10 protein-coding genes are annotated in these 17705 nt (G+C 46.8%); 3 read left to right on the plus strand and 7 right to left on the minus strand.

Annotated elements, in window-relative coordinates; translation table 11 throughout:
• Positions 1–126: 126 nt before the first annotated feature.
• Positions 127–843 carry a VanW family protein gene (locus ACRBG0_RS03960; protein WP_431485611.1) on the plus strand — a complete coding sequence of 239 codons (717 nt, stop codon included), beginning with the start codon at positions 127–129 and terminating at the stop codon, positions 841–843.
• Positions 844–961: 118 nt separating this feature from the next.
• Entirely contained in the window at positions 962–3640 is a 2679-nt protein-coding gene (locus tag ACRBG0_RS03965; protein WP_431485612.1) for a hypothetical protein, read from the plus strand.
• Between the two features lie 53 nt (positions 3641–3693).
• Here ACRBG0_RS03965 and metH read toward each other — a convergent pair whose 3' ends face one another.
• The gene (metH, locus tag ACRBG0_RS03970) at positions 3694–7368 is read right to left on the minus strand and encodes a methionine synthase (RefSeq protein ID WP_431485613.1); all 3675 of its coding nucleotides are present in this window, start codon (positions 7366–7368) and stop codon (positions 3694–3696) included.
• A gap of 430 nt (positions 7369–7798) precedes the next feature.
• Here metH and ACRBG0_RS03975 point away from each other — a divergent pair, with 430 nt between their 5' ends.
• Positions 7799–9034 carry a cytochrome-c peroxidase gene (locus tag ACRBG0_RS03975; RefSeq protein WP_431485614.1) on the plus strand — a complete coding sequence of 412 codons (1236 nt, stop codon included), beginning with the start codon at positions 7799–7801 and terminating at the stop codon, positions 9032–9034.
• Positions 9035–9473: 439 nt separating this feature from the next.
• Here the strand turns inward: ACRBG0_RS03975 and ACRBG0_RS03980 are convergent, their stop codons facing one another.
• The 6 genes from ACRBG0_RS03980 to ACRBG0_RS04005 all read right to left on the minus strand — a co-directional run bounded on the left by ACRBG0_RS03980 (position 9474) and on the right by ACRBG0_RS04005 (position 17619).
• On the minus strand, positions 9474–10421 hold the full coding sequence (locus ACRBG0_RS03980) for an alpha/beta hydrolase (protein WP_431485615.1): 948 nt from the start codon (positions 10419–10421) through the stop codon (positions 9474–9476).
• A 438-nt stretch (positions 10422–10859) separates the two neighbouring features.
• A complete protein-coding gene (locus ACRBG0_RS03985) occupies positions 10860–12329 on the minus strand; it encodes a T9SS type A sorting domain-containing protein (RefSeq protein ID WP_431485616.1) in 1470 nt (489 codons plus the stop codon).
• Between the two features lie 265 nt (positions 12330–12594).
• Positions 12595–13386, minus strand: a complete 792-nt coding sequence (locus tag ACRBG0_RS03990) for a class I SAM-dependent methyltransferase (RefSeq protein WP_431485617.1) — start codon at positions 13384–13386, stop codon at positions 12595–12597.
• A 383-nt stretch (positions 13387–13769) separates the two neighbouring features.
• Positions 13770–16076, minus strand: a complete 2307-nt coding sequence (locus ACRBG0_RS03995; protein WP_431485618.1) for a TonB-dependent receptor — start codon at positions 16074–16076, stop codon at positions 13770–13772.
• Positions 16077–16238: 162 nt separating this feature from the next.
• Positions 16239–16802, minus strand: a complete 564-nt coding sequence (locus ACRBG0_RS04000; protein WP_431485619.1) for a type 1 periplasmic binding fold superfamily protein — start codon at positions 16800–16802, stop codon at positions 16239–16241.
• A gap of 439 nt (positions 16803–17241) precedes the next feature.
• Entirely contained in the window at positions 17242–17619 is a 378-nt protein-coding gene (locus tag ACRBG0_RS04005) for a hypothetical protein (RefSeq protein ID WP_431485620.1), read from the minus strand.
• Positions 17620–17705: the final 86 nt, after the last annotated feature.

The following is a 17705-nucleotide window of genomic DNA, read 5'->3' on the forward strand; positions in this document are numbered from 1 at the left end:
ACTTTTCCTCCCTATCCATCGTTTCCCCAATTGGTTACGCCAACCTGTCCGCTGGTTAGACAGCTTACTTTGCCAGTCTCCGTGGAAAGAATATGCCTCCTACCTCGTGATTAAAATTCAAAAAGTATGAGATGGCTCAAAGACCAGATACCCCGCAAGTGGCGACTAGCTGCTCAATTACTAAAGCGACAAGTCCGGGATCAGCAAGCAGAACGAGAAGGGTTGTTTGCAACAGCTACAGACCAACATCCCAGCTATTCTTATGTTATTGAACAACAACAATCCATCCGCCCAGGAAAGCACTTAGCGAATAAGTTACATAATCTCCGTCTTGGAAGTACTGCGATTAACCCCATCCTTATCCAACCTGGGCAGATGTTTTCTTTTTGGCGAAGCATAGGTGCTCCAACACTAGATAGAGGGTTTCTTGCAAGTAGAAACCTCGTCCAAGGGAAATTAGTCCCCGAAGTGGGTGGCGGCCTTTGTCAGCTTTCAGGTATCCTTTATCTATTGGCACTAAGAGCCGGCATAGAAATTATCGAACGCCACCATCATTCCGTAGACATTTACGCCGAATCTGAACGATTTTGTCCTTTGGGTACTGATGCGACCGTTGTTTATGGTTATAAAGATTTGCGGCTCAAAAATAATCTTGCAACTCCATTAGCTTTCCAGTTGACCGTTTCCAATAAAAAATTGACTGCAAAACTGGTGGCAACCTCAATATTGACAGACTATCCTCTTGATTTTGTACGAAAACAAGAAGGAGAAAAAACTGTCGTAGACACCGTGAGAAAGGAAGGCAACCAAAATAAGGTCATCGCTACCTCCTATTACCTTTAGTCTTCCCTGTTAATTTCCTTAACCCCCATTTAAACATATCCTAAACCCGCTAAAATGCTTGTATAAAGGTCGTTGATCATCAATATTTGTATGATCGCTAACCCTAGTACAAGCGCTTATGAAAACGTACCTGCTATTACTCTCTTTGTTTTGCCTTCCGCTATTTCTTCCAGCTCAGGAAGTATTATTGTTTGATGATACCCCTTCAAAAACGGTCGTTTACCGCTATTCTCAGCTTAACGGGCCATCGGCACCAGCCTTGCAGCAAATTTTTCGCTTGTTACAACCTCATCAACCACAACAGGCTGCGCTCGATGTCTACTATCGTTACCAGCTCCGCATTTTGGAGGGCACCAACCTTTTGAAAAATTGCATCCAATGGGAAGCTGTAGAGGCCGACCGAGCACCCCGCCCCTTTGGTTTCACCTTTGAAGATTTACTGGTACCAAGTGGTGCCACCTATAATATGGAACTACTTGCCGATGGAGAGGTTGTTGCCACCAAATGTATAGAACAGGCCTTTGGGCAAACGCTACCAGGCTATACTTTTGACTTTTCAGAAATAGAAGGTGGTGTATTTTACACCCTCCGTATTAGTGACCTTACCTTTAAGTATGGTAGCCGTCATGTGCAGGCTGTTCAGCAAAGGATGCGTGCGATTGACCAATACTTCATTGCTAAAGATAAATTAACTGCACTTCATCGTTCCCTGACCGCTTTCCGGCAACTAGAACCTCGGCCTCAACAACTAGACAGTTACCGCCAACAATTGCGGGGCTACGAAGAACAATTAAGTAAAATTTGTGGTGCCCCATTCTGGAATACATTGGCATTGGATACACCTGACGCGCACGATCCTGAACAGTTAAAAGCAACGCAATTAGCTTGCCAAGAGGAAGTATACGCCTGGAAAAGCTGGTTGAATGAGCTGACCGCCAATTTACACATTCTCTATTTTGAACAAGGAGTTGCTTCTTATCAAAATGGTCAGCTACACCATGCACGAGAAGCTTTTCATGCGTCTTTACGTACCAATGATTGCTATGCTCCCAGCCATTACTTCCTCGCAGCGTTGGATTTTGAGCAAGGCAAAGTAGAGGATGCTGCTCAGCGCATTCGTCTCGTACTTAACCGTTACAATCCTGATCCTAACATTAGAGAAGATGCTAGCCATTTGGCCAGTGGTATTGTTCGTTTTTATTTAGATGCCGGACAAGACGCAGTAGCCTTGAGGCGCTATCCGGAAGGAGTAGCCGCTTACCAGCAGGCACTAGCTTTTAGTGAAAGTATTAAAGGTTTCCACTTTGGACAGGCCGAGGCGCGTAGCAGGATACAAGAAGCCTACTACCTTGATTTTCACGACCAAGTAGACCAAGTGGTTTACACCCAAAAAACGGGGCAGTATCAACGGGCATTGGAGCAGCTCAGTGAAGCTTTGGAATTTCAGGAACGCTTTCGCGTCAACAGTACGGTTGATACAGAAAGCCTCGCACGCGGAATCGTCAACGATTTGCACCAGGAACAGCTAGCTGAAATCCGGAGTTACCGCTATCAAGGGGAATGGGATCAGGCGTTGTCTGCTGTAGCTTCCGCCGAAAAGCTACTACAAGCTTATCCAGGGATGGTAGATCAACCACAGCAACTGGCTCAAGAAAAACAACAAGTTCTTCTGGGAAAACACCAAAAGATGGTCGCTTCTACGGAAGCCTTGATACAGCAGCAGCGTTTTGATCAAGCGCTCACAGAAGCAGAAGCCAGCCTCCAATTTGTACAGACTTATCAATTAGGTAACAGCCAGGAAAGAGAAAGTCAGCGCCTTATTACCAGAGTACAACAATATCGTTATGATCGTTTTGTACGTGGCGGCAAGCGTGCACAACAAGAAGGCAACTACACTAGTGCACTGGATCAATACCAACGAGCGCAAGCTCTTGAACAACAAGTAGCTACGCTTTCACCAAGCATCGGGCTCGCTCAGCAAATAAAAACGACTGCACTATTGGAAGCAGAGCGGGTCTATAAATCTGTGCTACGCCAATCCGCTGATGATAACGAGCAATTAGCACAAGCCAAAGCACAGATACAAGCCTTAGCCAACCGTTTTAATATCATGCGAGAAACGCAACTTGTGAGTATCATTGGCCAACTCAATGAGCAGCAATGTACCAATGCCCGTGATTTACTCCTTCCTCGTGAAGAGGATCAATTGGCAAGTGAGTTGCAAGCAAGCGATTACCTCGCTGCACAGGCGACGCTCTCTCGTATAGACGCTTTACACAAAGCCTATCCAGATTGCGCCTTGAGTGATGCCAGCCTACAGATGAATCAAAGGATAGTTGCCGTATGTGCTGCTTACCAAGCGGCCATTCAGGCAGCAGAAACCGCCGAGCATCAACAGCAGTTTAGCAGAGCTATTGAGTATTATGTTACGGCTAAAAACAATTATGCTGATGCGAGTGTACAAGCTCGCTTGGCACCGCACCCGGCGTTGAACCTCTACGCTTACATTAGCGATCATGATAATTACCGGATGTCACTAGCGGGTGCGCATTTCTACCTTGATCAGCGCGAGCATGACCGTTCTTTGGAACTGCTAAATTTAATGATTGATCGTGGTATTGAACAGCGTCAAACAGAGGGTTTGCAATTGCGATTGGGAAGTGCGCTGGCTGTGCGCCATTATGTAGCTAGTGCAAACTGGAAGGAGACTTTCTATAGCTTTGTAGCCAAGGAAGATCGTAAAGTATACAAGCCGCTTTATCGTTCATTTCGAAAGCAGTGGCGGCGGATGGCTTGAGGATAAGTTAGTTGGTAACTTTCGACAAAAAGCCGAAAGTTACCAACTAAAGCTTACTCCCTTACTGGCGCCAGCCAGCGTTTGGCTTCTTGCAGGCTCATCCCTTTACGCTGTGCATAGTCTTCTACCTGATCCGCTTGTACTCCTTTGACAGGAAAATAGCGTGCTTCGGGGTGTGCAAAATACCAGCCGCTAACGCTGGCCGCCGGATACATAGCGTAACTTTCCGTAAGACGAATACCAATATGTTCTTCTACCGAGAGTAATTCCCAAAGAAGCCCTTTCTCCGTATGTTCCGGGCAGGCAGGATAGCCCGGTGCCGGGCGAATGCCTTGGTATTTTTCAGCGATAAGTGCATCATTATCGAGTTCTTGTTCCTGTGCATAGCCCCACAATTCACGACGAACACGAGCATGCATCATTTCCGCAGCAGCTTCTGCCAAACGATCCGCCAAGGCTTTAAGGAGAATAGCATTGTAGTCATCGTGATCTGCCTCGAAACGAGCAATATGGGCTTCAATACCGATACCAGCAGTGACGGCAAAGGCCCCTAAATAATCTGATTTACCACTAGACTTCGGTGCCAAATAATCTGTTAAACAGAGATTGGGCCGCCCTACTGCTTTTTTGGCTTGTTGCCGCAGGTGGTGTAAAGTTGTTAGTATTTGTTCTGCGTTGGCAGGATCGTAAACCTCAATATCGTCATCATTAATCACATTAGCAGGAAAGAGGCCAACGACCGCTTTGGCTTGCAACCACTTTTCGTCAATAATCTGCCGCAGCATAGAGCGGGCATCATTGTAGAGGCGTTTTGCTTCTGCGCCTACAATTTCATCTTCGAGAATAGCAGGAAACTTGCCCGCTAACTGCCAGGAGGCGAAGAAGGGCGTCCAATCGATATAATTACTGAGTTCTTCCAGATCAATATTGGCAAACACTTGTACTCCTGTTTCCTTAGGAGCAATGGGCGTGTAAGTCTCCCAATCCAATTGAAGTTTATTGGCACGAGCTTCTGCGATAGGCAAGTATTTTTTGTGGCTGGTTCGCCCGGCTCGCTGATCTCTAATCTGCTGGTAGGATGCCTGGGTATCCAGCACAAAGTTACTGCGTAAGTTTTCATCCTCGCCCAACAGTGAACTGACTACAGCCACTGCTCTTGAAGCATCTAGCACATGAATAACGGGGCCACTGTACTCTGGCTCTACCTTCACAGCTGTATGTGTTTTAGACGTTGTTGCGCCGCCAATAAGCAAAGGCATTTTGAATTCCAGGCGCTCCATCTCCTGGGCAAGGAACACCATCTCATCCAGACTTGGTGTAATCAAGCCGCTGAGGCCAATAACATCCACATTGTGTTCGCGGGCAGCTTTCAAAATGAGGTTAGCCGGGACCATTACTCCAAGGTCAACAATGTCGTAATTATTACAAGCCAGCACTACACCGACAATATTTTTGCCAATATCGTGGACATCGCCTTTGACTGTTGCCAATAAAATTTTCCCTTTCGAGCTTTTTGCGCCTTCGGTCTTTTCAGCTTCAATAAAGGGTGTAAGGTGTGCCACCGATTTTTTCATTACTCGGGCACTTTTCACCACCTGTGGCAAGAACATTTTACCGGCACCAAAAAGGTCACCGACGATATTCATACCATCCATCAAGGGGCCTTCAATAACGTGTAATGGTCTATCATAGGCTAGGCGAGCTTCTTCTGTATCTTCGATGATGTACTCTGTAATTCCTCTTACCAGTGCGTGGCTCAAGCGTTCCTGTACAGTACCTTCACGCCAAGCGAGATCACGCACGACCTGTCTGCCTCCATCTCCTTTTACGCTTTCTGCAAAATCGGTTAACCGTTCGGTAGCATCCTCTCTGCGGTTGAAGAGGACATCTTCTACCCTGGTAAGCAGTTCCGCAGGAATCTCTTCGTATACTTCAATCATGCCTGCGTTTACAATCCCCATGTCCATTCCTGCTCGGATAGCATGATAGAGGAAAGCGGCGTGCATGGCTTCCCGTACGACATTATTCCCCCGATAGGAAAACGAAACATTACTTACTCCTCCGCTAACCTTAGCTCCCGGGCAACGTTCCTTGATTTGGCGGGTAGCTTCGATAAAATTGATGGCGTATTCATTGTGTTCTTCGATGCCCGTGGCAACCGCAAAAATATTGGGATCGAAAATGATATCCTGAGGTAAGAAGCCTACCTTATCTACCAGGATGCGGTAAGCACGTTCGCAGATGTTCACTTTCCGCTCGATGGTATCGGCCTGTCCTTTTTCATCAAAGGCCATCACTACGGCTGCTGCACCATAGCGTTTTACAAGGTTAGCTTGCCTAATAAATTCGGTTTCGCCCTCTTTCATACTGATAGAGTTGACGATACACTTTCCTTGAACTGTTTTAAGGCCAGCTTCAATGACGTCCCATTTGGAGGAGTCGATCATAATAGGGAGCTTGGCGATATCAGGTTCGGCCATTACCAGATGCAGGAATTTCACCATAGCAGCTTTACTATCCAGCAGGCCTTCATCCATATTGACATCAATAACCTGAGCACCACCTTCCACTTGATGACGTGCTACATCCAAAGCGGCAGTGAGGTCCCCTTCTTTGATCAGGCGGGCAAATTTCTTAGACCCGGTAACATTGGTTCGTTCTCCTACGTTAACAAAATTGGTATCGGGCCGAATGATGAGGGGTTCTAGTCCACTCAGCATGGTATATTCGGAAGGGGTTGCAGGTTTACGGGTGGGCAGATCAGCTACTCCGGCAGCCATGGCGGCGATATGCTCGGGGGTAGTACCACAACAACCGCCAATGAGATTGACAAAGCCACTAGCGGCAAAATCGCGGATATATGCCTTCATCACTTCAGGGTCCTGATCGTACTCTCCAAATTCATTGGGTAAACCAGCATTAGGGTAAGCGTGGACAAAACAAGATGCTACTTTTGAAAGGGCCTGTAAATGAGGCCGCATTTCCTCAGCTCCAAGGGCACAATTGAGGCCAATACAAAGTGGCTGAGCGTGCATGACCGATATCCAAAAGGCTTCTACTGTTTGACCCGAAAGGGTCCGACCACTGGCATCGGTAATGGTGCCCGAAATAATGATGGGCCAGCGCTGGTTGCGCTCCGCAAAGATGGTTTCCAGAGCGAAGAGTGCTGCTTTGGCATTGAGGGTATCAAAAATAGTTTCTACCAACAGCAAGTCTGCACCACCATCTAGTAAGCCATTGATTTGTTCGCTGTAAGAAGCGACAACTTCATCAAAAGTAACAGCACGATAGCCGGGGTCATTTACATCGGGGGAAAGAGACAATGTCTTATTCAGCGGCCCTATAGCCCCTGCTACAAAACGGGGTTTAGATGGATTTTTGATGGTGTAGTCGGTCGTAGCATTTTTAGCTAGTGTAGCAGCGGCCTTATTTAGCTCATACACATACGCCTCTGTACCATAGTCTGCCTGTGAGATACTGGTGGAATTGAAGGTATTGGTTTCCAGAATATCGGCTCCAGCCTCCAGGTAAGCACGATGGATTTCTTCTACAATGGCTGGTTGGCTTAGGCACAGGATATCATTATTACCCTTCATGTCCTGCTCCCAATCTGCAAAACGGGTGCCTCGGTAGCCATTTTCATCCAACTTATAACGTTGAATCATGGTGCCCATCGCTCCGTCAAGGACTAAAATTCGTTCTTTTAGTAAATCAGAAATATCTTTCATAGCAGGAAAACAGTAATAATTAGTAACTTTATGGCGAATTTCAGGTCTAAGTCTACAGGTATTAAACTCCTGTAAAGTTGTCAAACAAAGGTAAGGCAGAATGGGTTGATAAAAGTCACCTTCTGGAAACATTAAAAAAAATTACCTTTGTATGCAACTAGATTAGGTCTAAGTCGTATATAGACTTAGTTTTAAATAGTAGGTCAAAAGAGAAATTTTAAGAGCAACGACCCTACTTGAGCTTTGAGAGGTTATGGAGCGCCCACTATTATACCCTTTAGCTGGGTGCTCCCACATTTTGTTTTTTTTGCGAACGAACAATCCCATGTTAAAAAGAAGCTTACCCTTACTAGGCCTTTCTATCTTTTTGCTAGTTGCATGTACTAGTGAGAAGACTGCCGATCCACTAGACGTAACGTTACAGCGTACAATGCGCAGACTTTCTCCCGACCAAAGTCTCGATTATTACAAAGTTCCTCATCACGAAGATTTAGAAAATATCCCGGCAGGTATTGGCAACCCACTTACCCACGAAAAAGTGATATTGGGAAAAATGCTCTTTTTTGAGACTGCTCTGGGAATTGATGCGGTTAATGAATCAGGGATGCAGACCTATTCTTGTTCCACTTGCCATGTTCCTGAAGCCGGATTCACGCCTGGCGCTAGCCAAGGAATTGCTGATGGTGCGGAAGGTTTTGGCATCAACGGAGAAGGGCGAGGGATACGTGATGACTATAACGAAGACCAGATTGATGCACAAGGAGCCCGCCCACTGAGCATGGTGGGTGTTGCTTATGTACAAAACTCTATGTGGGCCGGCCGGTTTGGTGCCCGCTTTAACAATGTAGGCACAGAAGACGTATGGGGCGTAAGTGATCCAACAACAGCTCTTAATCATACCGGCCTCGACGGGTTGGAAGCACAAAACATCGAAGGCACTCACACCCACCGGATGCGGGTAGACGATTATATTCTGGATGAGCTAGGCTACCGTGAGATGTTTGATGCTGCTTTTTATGACTGGCCTGAAAACGCTCGTTATGGGCGCGAGGCAATGAGTTTTGCTCTTTCTGCTTATATCCGTACGCTTATGCCCTACGAAGCCCCCTACCAACAGTGGCTGCGTGGTGATGAAAACGCAATGGATGAACAGATGAAGCGAGGAGCTTTGCTGTTTTTCAGTGATGCTGGCTGTTACCGTTGCCATAATGGACCTGTTCTAAACGGAAATGTTTTTAAAGCAGTAGGTGTAAAGGACCTTGTTGATGCAGGCGGCCTCGCAACAGGAATAGATGACGAACGAAACCTTGGTCGCGGAGGATTTACGCTTAGAGACGAAGATATGTATGCCTTCAAGGTGCCTCAGCTCTATAATCTTAAGAGAGCAGGCTTTTATTTCCATGGAAGTAGTCATACTTCTCTACGTTCTGTCGTAGAATACTTCAATAATGGTATACCGGAGAATCCACGCGTGGACCCTTCCTATATTTCTCCTTTCTTCCACCCGCTTAACCTTACGGAAAAAGAAGTAGATGACCTTACGCATTTTATTACCCATGGTTTGTATGACCCTGATCTGAGTCGGTATGCGCCGGAGGAGGTGCTTTCTGGCAATTGCTTTCCTAATAATGATGAATTGTCGCAGCAGGATTTAGGGTGTAATTAAAGGTGTGGTTTTGGTGCGGGGTGCAAAGTGCGGGGTGCGGGGTACGACCTTTGGTGCGGTTTTTTACTATATATTGGTGCGGAGTGCGGAGTGCGATTTCTTACTTTTGGTGCGAGGTGTTTATAGTTCTCTAGGTAGATTATGTAATCATTTTTTCAGCCCGTACTGTATACCTAACAGTAAGATTTCTTTTGGCACGATTAAGTGAAGCTTATGCTAAGAATTCTACTTTTGCGCCTATTCATTATCCTTTTCTCGGTTAGCGGGCTTCTTTTTACATGGATTCTTGGATTTGACTTAATGAACTACAGCGCAGGAGATAGTATCAAATGGTCAAACCATCTGCCCGTTTTTCTTGTCGTGGTCGGAAGCTTCCTATTTGTTGTTATTCTGGGGAGTAAGCTCAGGAAAATGCTGCGTACTTCTCAATAGGTCCACATTACCGGCACTGCATGTATGTCTCCCACTTCGGAGCGAAGTCGTGGATAAAATCGAAGATTATTTTTTGGTATTCACTGGGTCTAACGAAGACGTTATTGCCATGAGAAGCATGCCAATCAAGGTGATAAAAGCGATATTGCCCGGAAGGCAAAGCTGCTGCAACGTTGACCGACTGAGCGGATGCCGTTTCTGTATCTGCCTGTGAATGCAGTAGGAGTACAGGTTCGGAAATGTTTTTTGCTTTTAAAAGTGGGCTGGCTGCGTAAGCATCTGTCCCAGCGCGCCAGCTGACGATAGTCCAAACAGTAGGCTTCATCCAGGTGATCCAGTTGCCGTACATGCGTTCCGCTCGCTCAAAGACGGCTGATTCCCAGTCCTGAAAACTAGACTCGGCGATGATGAAGGCCACGTCTTCGTTGTTCGCACCAGCCTGAAGTACAGTTGCCCCTCCCCAGGATTCGCCCATCCAGGCAATCTGTGTTGCAGGCAAGCCACTTTTTTCTTTCAACCAATCGGTAATTACGAGAAGATCTTCGGCCTCTTTGGCGCCGCCCGTTGCATAGGTGCCACCACTGGCTCCGTGGGCACGATGATCATAAAGTAGGATATCACAGCCACAATCATAAAGGAAGGAAGCATATTTGGCCATACTGAGTCGGGTGCTACCATAACCATGAGAGATAATGAAGGCACAGCGAGAAGTGTCCTGAGCAAAATAAGTGCCTGCAAGCTGTAGATCATTGGCCACCTTTATCGTAACCTCTTCCCCTAGCGGGAGTTTTTGTCGGAAGGTATCAATATCAATCCCGGCACGAGCCTGCATCAGGCTGCGTACTTCTGCATTCGTGCGGCGAGGGGGGTAAACAACGAGGTTTGATAAGTAATAGGCCAAGCCTAGATATACGATGATGGCAAAAAGCAAGAGACCTAGAATAAGTTTTTTCATGGATGGTGCTGTTCATTATTCACTTCACGGCTATTACGTGATTCATTTTAGAGCAAACGTATCAAAAATCACATAATGGAACACGGATTAAACGGATTAAACAGGATTTTCACAGGCTTATTTTTTTTAAACCGTGTCGATCCGATCCGTTTAGCCCGTTCGATCTGTAGCCCATCCTACCCTAAGGGCTCGGCGAAGAAGCTGCGATATTAAGCGCCTGTTGGGGATGGCTTGCGCAAGCTGCCTGGAGGGTGCGAACGAAGTGAGGAGCCGCGCCCAATAAAGGGCGGGGCGGAGCAAAGCGAACCCCGGAAGGGAGCGACCCGTTAGGGATGCGCCCAAAAAAGTACTAAGTATGTTGTAGAGGGTATAGGGATTAGCGTCCCTTAAAGCATGTGACACATCCTCTGCTGCCAAAAACAGGTAAAGCGAGGCCTTTTATTGCTTGATAAACTTGATGACTTCAGGTTGCTTATTGGGCAAAGTGTACCGGAGGTAGTAGGCTCCTGTGGTTAAGTGTTGGACGGGGATTTGGGTACTTTCTGAGAACGCTGTAAAGGACTGGATTAACTGGCCGTGGGTGCTCCAAATTTCTATTTCCAGCTCGGCTTTATTAGTATGAGGGCTTTGTAGGTGGAGCTCATCTTGTACAGGATTGGGCCAAATGTGGAGAGGAGAAACCGAGGGTACGCTGGTGGTACCAACCACAAAATCGAAAGGATTGCCACAAGGTAATTCTCCAGTAAGGTGAGCATAGTTGAGTATACGAAAGCTAAGGCCGCCAATCGTCGTGTTTTGATAATATGGGCCGCTGTAGAATGCGAAAAAATCATCGCCAGGTAAGGCATCAAATAAAGGAATAGCGCAGGATTCATTGCCTAAAATGAAGGGCGACCCCAAGCGTTTGGCAGGTTGCTCACAAAAATAGCGGTTTCCCAGGGTCAGTACTTGCCACAGGTCAGGAATACTGGTGTCGGCGATGAGCTCGCCGGGCTGTTTGTCGAGATAACCCAGTGGTTCCCATGACAAAAAAAGTGTATCTGGTTGAGCGTAAAGAAAGGCTGTATCGGGGTTAGCAGCAGGCCCCGACTGGTAGATTTTCTGATCGCTGGAAAAAGCAAAATAACGGATGGTGTTGCCACTGAGCCAGCCATTACTTATGAGGGTGTTAATTTTTTCGCGATACTCATGATAGAAAGCGTTTCCAGAAAGCGTGGTATTGACAGTAAGGAGGTGTAGTTCATCCCCCGGTTGCAATTGAAAAACACTTTGCCGGTCAGGGTTTTGGAGACCTACCTGGGGGTTGCTCATTCCAACCAGATCAACACTCCCGGTGGAAGTGCCCAACCAGTGGAGAAATACACCTTTGACCAAGCCATAATTGCGACTAATTTGTAGGGGAGGCTCTTCGTAGAGTGGCACTAGCTGCCCGTTTTCTTCTTTGGTGTAGAGCCCGATGGTTTTGACAGAATCCATCAACCCCAGTACGTTGGCCCACTCCAGGTTATCTATTTTTGCATAAATCGAGTCGTTGCCATCAACCGTAGCCAGCCAAGAAGCCCCCGGTAGGGCTCCAGAGAAAAGTTGTAGCCACAAAGGGGCTTCGTCTGAGCCAAGATTAAGGGATGTTTGCGCTACTGACTGGCATATTTCACTACCGATAAAGGCAGGCACTTTAGTGAGGCAAGAGGGGGCTCCGCTGGAAATATCTGGCTGCAATGATTCGTACATTACCTGGCAGGCCGCTCCGCCCAAGCGAATACCAAGAAGGGGCGAAGTGTAGTCTGTGACAGGAAGGTTGTGTTCGTATAGATACTGTACCCCTGGACGAAATAGCTGGTAAGCATATTGGGCGCAAGTACAATTGATGAAGAAGAAGCTTACAAAAATGATCATCAATAAACGCATGGGATAGGATTTGGGGAATAATTGGCCCCGTCATGCAATGATTTAGGATATGCTTAACCACTGCGTGCCGGGTATAGTTATACGTTATATAGATCGTGCTTGTTGCAAAAACGGACAAGGATGATCCTCCACTAGGAGAATGTTCAAAATTGTGTGTCTCGCGCAGCGCCGTCAGAGACCGCAGAGATTTTTTATTGCTGGTTATCAAGTAGATACATTTCGGCAATTATTCATCAGACACACATTAATGAACAGTCTCCGCACTCTAGCCCTTTACGGCCTCAAGCGCGAACACCATCGGAAGCTTCCCTTCAAAATCTTTTATCTGAAATCCGTTTTCTGTTTTTACTGTTTTGGCGAAACAATCGTAAGGAGAATAATCGTATTCTGAGAAATGAGTAATCGTTAGTCCGGCATTAATGAGTGCCTGAATAACATCTGCCAAACTATGGTTCCAGTAAGCTGAAGCGTGTACTTTTTTGTCTTCGGGAGCCGCATAAGAACCCTGGCTATCCTCGATGTAAGCAGCACGGTTGAAATAAGGATATTGAAAATGGGTAAATTCATCGTCGAACATCCAAACCACCGGGTGAAAGTCGGCAAACACAAAACGGGCACCGGGTTTCAGGAATTTGGCGATCAACTGTCCCCAGCGGGAAAGCTCGGGGAGCCAACCAATGGTTCCGTAGGAAGAAAATATCAAGTCGTAGGGTTGTTGTAAATGCTCGTCGATGGCCAATACATTGCTACGGATAAAAGTGGCAGGCAAGCCAGTTTGTTCCTTGAGTAAATTGGCTTTTTCGATAGCGACATCCGATAGATCGATACCGGTAACGGTGGCACCCATACGAGCGAGCGAGAGGGTATCTTGACCAAAGTGGCACATAAGATGAAGTGCTTGCTGGTTGCTAAGGTCGGTGCCGAGGATATCGAGTTCGATGGCGTTTAACGAGTTACGGCCAGCGAGAAAGCTGGGGTTGTCATAAAACTCGGAATCGAAATGCTGCTCTGCGCGGTGGTTCCAAAAATTGCGGTTGATAGCTAGGTAGTCAGACATGGGTTTATTTATTTTTAATTCGCTCTGCTCGATATACCGTAAAAATAGAGGAAGAGTTCCTTTTAAAGAAAAAATTTACTTGTTTGATTTATAAGCAATAAAAACTTTTTATTACTTTTACACTAGAGAGGTTATTTTGACTGATTACTTCTCACAATCAGAGGTCACTACCCCTGCGTGGTCAGCAGGAATTTCAGCGGTTTGTTTTTTTTAAATGCTGGATGCTCTCTCCGGGAGCATGTGGAGGAGGTATGCCTGTACTCACCTGATGGTGAAAAGGGCGATACGGCGACTCAGGCAGGGTGGGACCCCCAACCCTAGTTGGGGGAAATATGGCCGCTTCAAAAAAAATGCAACAAAAAGCATCAGAGCATCCTCATTTCTCAAAACTCCACTCTTACGTTCACCCTCACATTACGCCCTTCTTCATCGGCATAGTACCGTAATCTATTCAAGTAATCCCGATACTGCTCATTGAGCATATTCCTCATCTGTACACTCAGGTGCAAGGTATTCCCCGACCAGCTCAGCGCTCCTCCTATGCTTGCATCCAACAGAAAATAAGCGGGTGGCGGTGCCAGAAAATCTTGCGTAGGCAACAGCCTCGTTTGCTCTAATACGTAACGACCACCAAGGGTGATTTTTGGTTCCGTAAATTTCTTGATATCATCTCCTTGCCAGCTAATTTCCGACTGTACCCGATCACTAGGCATATATACCAGCGGCTGTTCTCTGCTACGGTCATAACCTCTCACCATCGCGTATTGGGCTTGCCACTGCCAATGCGTAGCCCATTCATAGCGTGCGCTCACATCAACGCCAGCTAGGCGCGCGTTCGTCTGTTGATAACCAAACACAGGGAAAGCTCCTCTAATGGTCAGACGCGTTTCTTCCTGAGGTTCCAGAAAAATAAAATCACTCACCAGCTGATAATAGGCTGTCGCTTCCAGCCAAAGGTCATCTGCCAACTGCAGGCTATTGGCCCAAATACCTTTTACAGACAACTCCGGCTGCAATGCTGCATTGCCTTCCTCTATGCTGGCTACGCCTTGGTGCAAGCCCTGGCTATACAGCTCGTTTACCTCCGGCGAACGGCGTACTACGCCTATATTGAACTTGCTCGACCAGAATTTACTTACTCTATATTGCCAACCTGCTGCTGCTGAATAATTATGAAAACGATGACTAAAACGCTCTACCCGTCGCGGTAAATCCTGGGTGATTGTCGCCACTTCCATCGCTACAAAATCATAACGTCCGCCCAGTTGAAATGACTGCCGATCGTGGTGCAACTGCCAGATAAAATACAACGCTGGCAAATGACTATTATAATCAGGAATAAGCGGTAGAACGCCCGTCCCTGGCTGATTATCATTTTCGTTGAAACGATATTGTATGCCCATTTTTTTAGTAGCATGCCCTGATTCATCGTGCCAATTCAAGTCAAAAAAATGCGACTGCAAAGCCAGGTCTAGTGCTGCCTGATCAGACCGGTCTCCACGACGCACATCAAATTCTTCTCGCCGGTTTAGCTGCCCGGCATAAGTAAACTCCAGCGAACGGTTAGCTTCCACATAGTACTTGCTCTTGTATTTCAGCAGATGATGCTGCACGCGTTGGCGCGGTTCTTCCAATTCATACGAAAAATTGGGCTGGGTAAAGAAAGGCTCCTCCCGGCCAATGGCCGCGTCTAAATCCGTTGTATTAGCAATGTGTGCTCCTCTTAAAATTCCCAATTCTGTATTGAAATAGCTATAATAAAGCGTATGAAACCAATCTTCTCGAACCGTTTTTTGTACTTGTAAGGCTACATTGCGCTCACGGACGCCGGTATTCCGCAAAAAATAATCAGGGGTCCGGTGGTCGCCTCCTTGCTTAAAGGTGCCTATCACCCGCCAGTCGGCCCAACTGCCTTTTTTTTCCAAGCGGGTAGATACGGTATGCTGCCGCCCATTACTTCCAAATACGTATTGGGCCGCACCATGTAAGTGAGGATCTTGAGGAATATTCCCCGGCTCTACCAACACTGCTCCACCTAGCGTGTTGCCGCCGTAAGCCAGGCTTTCTACGCCTTTGATCACCCTTATCTTATCGGCCGTAAACGGGTCAATTTCCGGAGCATGATCTACGCCCCATTGTTGCCCAGCCTGAATGACCCCGTTGTTCAATATCGCAATCCGATTACCGGTAAGGCCGTGTATGACGGGCTTAGCTATCCCGCTGCCATTGCGGATCACACTCAAGCCAGCAATGTTTTCAATCAGGTTTGCCAAGTTTTGCCCGGCACCTTGTTCCAACGCTTGCTTTCCCAGCGTCTCTTGGCTCTGGCCGGCGTTGCGCTGTTGCTGCCCCACCACTTCTACGCTCTCCAACAGCGCAGCTTGGTGCTCCAAGGCTATATTTAGTATCGTATCTCCTCGCAATTCCAGAAAAACACGCTCCGGGTGGCACCCCAGGTGGGTAATACTGAGGTGGTACTCCCCGGCACAAAGGCCTTTCAACTCAAAACGACCATCATCATCCGTAGAAGCCCCCTCCCCTATCTCTTCTATGTAGATATTGGCATAAGCCAAAGGGTAATCTGGGGAATTGTCAAAAACTACTCCAGACAGGATCAGCGAACAATCTTGCGCTTGTACGATCCCCCCATGAAAGAGGCTAGACAAAAGGAGTAAGATAATTTTTTTCAATCCAAATATATTTGAGGCCAGAAGGAGTTGATACCATTTTAGGCACCAACTCCTCGGCCGAAATTTAATCCCTCTACCCTATACCATTTACTTCGTACAGGAAGAATGGATTTCGTCATCTATTGTTTAGCAGATTCAATAAATATCAAGTCTGCCTAAAAATTACTGAATTGTGATCGGAAAAATCACCTCGATATCCGTCTCACCACCCGCATTGGTAATGTCACCGTCTTTCACACCTACGGCATCCTTATTAGGCTCGTGACGCAGAATCACCGTCAAGTCACCACTGCTGCTTGCACCACAAACATAGGTCGTAGCCAGGCCAAGTGGGTTACCGTCAGCATCTTGATCTGCATAGTTCACCACAAGGTCCAGCCCTCCTGCTGTTGAAAAGAAAAACTGGTGCTCTTCCTGCTCCTCTTCTATCTCTTCTGTTATGTCTTCCGCCGGAGTCTCACTCTCGTTTAGCAGCGTGATTGCAGCATCATACGTCGTATTGGCAGCCAGTGTGCCTCCTGTAATCGTTGGCTCGATTGCACCATCACCATCCGGATCAGAAAACACCAAACTTACCACATCACCACCGCCTTGGGGCGTCAGATCAACAGTCACATTTGTAATCAATTCTTCCACAACAGGGACAAACACATCATCATCTTCACATGAAAAAAACACCGTCGCAACGGTCAAAAAAGCTAATATTGAAAATTTATGCAGAGACATATTATTGTTATTTGAAAGTTTATTTGGGGCCTCCCTTCCTACGGTCGGGCGCTATGTTTCGTAGTTCGCTATTCGCTCAGCCCTACGGGCCTGCCCCTCAACCGGGGCAGCTACTGCACAGCGCTAGGCCGACGACAGGTAGTGGCTCACACCATGAAGCTGCCTCACTTACCGCAGTAACCACATAGTTGCCGCGAAGCGAAGCTTTTGACAGCTTCAAGATAATTTTGACTTCAGATAGATAATTACAGCAAGGTGAAGGGACGTCAGTATTGCGCAGAAAACAAAAAGCGAATCGCTTTTTATTTTCGTGCTGTTCCTTAGTCCTGCTTCTTCTTCCTCCTAAGAAAAAGAAAAACACCAAGGAGTACACTTCGTCTACAAACCATGAAAACAGGAGTTACTTCAACTTGCTTTATCACTTAATTAGTAGAAAAAATCAAGCAGAAATAGGTGGGCCTCGTGCTGGCGCCGTCCTAATGGCAGGTCGCTCATTTAGCCCCCGGTAGTAAAACCCTCTGGAAGAAGGTTGCTGGGGCGCATCGAGAAGCAATTGTTTTAAAGAAAAAGAAAGGGAAACCAATAAGGAGTGAGACCACTGGCATTCCTGCTCAGCATGGCTCAAGTGTGTCGGGTGATCACATGCATCAGTTACGCCTTCATGAAAAATACTGCGATGGCAGGCATCTGCTTCGTCTGCAGCGGTATGTTGCTGTTCCTGCTGGTGGCTATGTACCAGAGGATGATAAACCAATTGCTGAAACTGTCCCAACAAAAAAGGCAATAAGCAACACCCTACGCATACTAAGCGTAACATGGACAGACTTGCCTTATTTTGTTTTTGCAACATGATTGCAAATATAACATACCTGTCGAACTTTTGTTGCCCAGTGCAGAAAAAGT

It is taken from the genome of Lewinella sp. (assembly GCF_050633125.1).
GTDB lineage: Bacteria > Bacteroidota > Bacteroidia > Chitinophagales > Saprospiraceae > Lewinella.

Coding starts and splice junctions, on each gene's coding strand:
- ACRBG0_RS04000 (WP_431485619.1), bottom strand. CDS start 16,802: ATGTCTCTGCATAAATTTTCAATATTAGCTTTTTTGACCGTTGCGACG.
- metH (WP_431485613.1), bottom strand. CDS start 7,368: ATGAAAGATATTTCTGATTTACTAAAAGAACGAATTTTAGTCCTTGAC.
- ACRBG0_RS03980 (WP_431485615.1), bottom strand. CDS start 10,421: ATGAAAAAACTTATTCTAGGTCTCTTGCTTTTTGCCATCATCGTATAT.
- ACRBG0_RS03975 (WP_431485614.1), top strand. CDS start 7,799: ATGCGCAGACTTTCTCCCGACCAAAGTCTCGATTATTACAAAGTTCCT.
- ACRBG0_RS03960 (WP_431485611.1), top strand. CDS start 127: ATGAGATGGCTCAAAGACCAGATACCCCGCAAGTGGCGACTAGCTGCT.
- ACRBG0_RS03965 (WP_431485612.1), top strand. CDS start 962: ATGAAAACGTACCTGCTATTACTCTCTTTGTTTTGCCTTCCGCTATTT.
- ACRBG0_RS03985 (WP_431485616.1), bottom strand. CDS start 12,329: ATGCGTTTATTGATGATCATTTTTGTAAGCTTCTTCTTCATCAATTGT.
- ACRBG0_RS04005 (WP_431485620.1), bottom strand. CDS start 17,619: ATGTTACGCTTAGTATGCGTAGGGTGTTGCTTATTGCCTTTTTTGTTG.
- ACRBG0_RS03990 (WP_431485617.1), bottom strand. CDS start 13,386: ATGTCTGACTACCTAGCTATCAACCGCAATTTTTGGAACCACCGCGCA.